This is a genomic window from Streptomyces sp. UH6 (assembly GCF_013421635.1).
Lineage (GTDB): Bacteria > Actinomycetota > Actinomycetes > Streptomycetales > Streptomycetaceae > Streptomyces > Streptomyces abyssomicinicus.
The window spans coordinates 1-1,781 of record NZ_JACADT010001100.1; the positions used below are offsets into that span (position 1 = coordinate 1).

Genomic DNA, 1,781 nt, shown 5'->3' on the forward strand with positions numbered 1-1,781 from the left:
CCTCGATCAGGTCGGCGGCACGACGGGTGCCGCCCTCCTCGGCCATCTCGGCGCGGATCGCGGCCAGCCGGGCCGCCACCTCCGGGTCGTCGACCAGGGCGAGAGCGGTGGCGCGCAGGGTCGCCGCGGTGGCCTCCTCGGTGGACACCTGCCGGGCGACGCCCAGGGCGACCAGCGTCTCGGCGTTGCCGAACTGGTCCGCCGCCTGGGGGACCGCGATCATCGGGGTGGCGCTCGCCATGCCCTCCTGGCTGCCTCCGGCGCCCGCGTGGGTGACGAACAGGTCCGCCTCGGCGAGCACCGCCCGCTGCGGGACCCAGTCGCGGACCTCCACGGTGGGCGGAACCTCGCCGAGTTCGGCGGGGTCGACGTGCTTGCCGATCTGCAGCACGGTGTGCCAGCCGGGCAGGTCGCCGAACGCCTTCACGCACTCGCGGTAGAACCCGGGCCGCCGGGTGAAGGCCGAGCCGAGCGACACCAGGACGACCTTGTCCGCCCCGGCCGGGCGCTCCCAGCCGCCCTGGGCCGCCGGGTCGTCCTGGCAGGCGCCGACGAACGTGTACACCTCCTCGTTCACCCGGTCGGCGTTGGGCTGCAGCGCACGCGGGATGAGGACCAGGGCACGGTCGGGGCGCCCGCCGAAGGAGTCGGGGTCCAGCGGCACGCCGTTGTCGTCCAGCCACTTCTGGAACCGGGCGTAGTAGGCCTGGCCGCGCGGCGTCTTCCGCGGCTCCTCCCAGAGCGGTTCGCCGACCTCCTTCTCGTACCCCTCCCAGGCCACCATGGCGGGGGAGAGGCAGACCGCCGGAACGCCCCAGCGGTGCGCGAGCACGCGGGCGGGGTAGGCGGCGATGTCGTACAGGACCAGATCGGGGCGGTCGCCCTCGTAGGCGGCCGCCAGCTGCGGGAGCGCCTGGATCGCGTCGTCGAGGAACGGCTCGACGTTGTCCAGCAGGGAGGAACCCCACGCCTCCGGCGGGTCCTCGGGCGAGGGCAGCGTGGAGGTCCACGGCGTGACCCGCGCCCCGGTGGCGGCGACCTTGCCGGCGAGTGCCGCGGGGATCGCGTAGCTGACGCGATGCCCGCGCCGCACCAGTTCGCGGATCACCTCCAGGCTCGGGTTCACGTGGCCGTGGGCGGCGATGGAGAACATGGCGATGTGTGCGGGGCGAGGGGTGGTCATGGGGCGAACCTAACGGGGCGTCGCGCACCCTTCACCTCATTTACGGCTCCGGCGCCGTCCCGGACTCCCGCTCCGGCACCGGCACCGGCGGAACCGAGCCGCTGCGGGCGCCGGGGTCGCGTGTGGCCGCCGCGGGGTCATGACAGGGGGCGGGCGCGGGCGGTGGGGACGACGACCGGGGAGCCGTCGCCGGGGGCGGTGAGGATGTCGGCGTCGACGCCGTAGAGGTCCTTGACGAGGCCGGCGGTGACGACGTCACGGGGCGCGCCCTCGGCGACGACCCTGCCGGCCTTCATGGCGACCACCCGGTCCGCGTACCGCGCCGCCAGAGCGAGGTCGTGCAGCACCATCACCACCGTGCGCCCCGCCGCCGCGACCTCGCGGACCAGCTCCAGCACCTCCACCGCGTGGCCGAGGTCGAGCGCGGAGGTCGGCTCGTCGAGGAGCACGACCGGCGTCTCCTGGGCGAGCACCACCGCCAGCCAGCACCGCTGCCGCTGACCGCCGGAGAGACGGTCCACCCGGCGGCCGGCCAGCTCCAGCGTGCCGGTGGCCTGAAGCGCGGCCCGCACCGCCGCCTCGTCCTCGCGGGACCACT

Annotated in this window: 2 protein-coding genes; both read right to left on the reverse strand. The window is 75.2% G+C overall.

Annotated features, from left to right (window positions below; translation table 11 throughout):
* Positions 1 to 1,183: macrolide-inactivating glycosyltransferase (mgt, locus tag HW445_RS29620; RefSeq protein ID WP_180223898.1), on the reverse strand; the 1,183-nt coding region annotated here is incomplete at its 3' end.
* Between the two features lie 137 nt (positions 1,184 to 1,320).
* Positions 1,321 to 1,781, reverse strand: a 461-nt coding sequence (locus HW445_RS29625) for an ABC transporter ATP-binding protein (RefSeq protein WP_180223899.1), incomplete at its 5' end; no start/stop codon positions are given.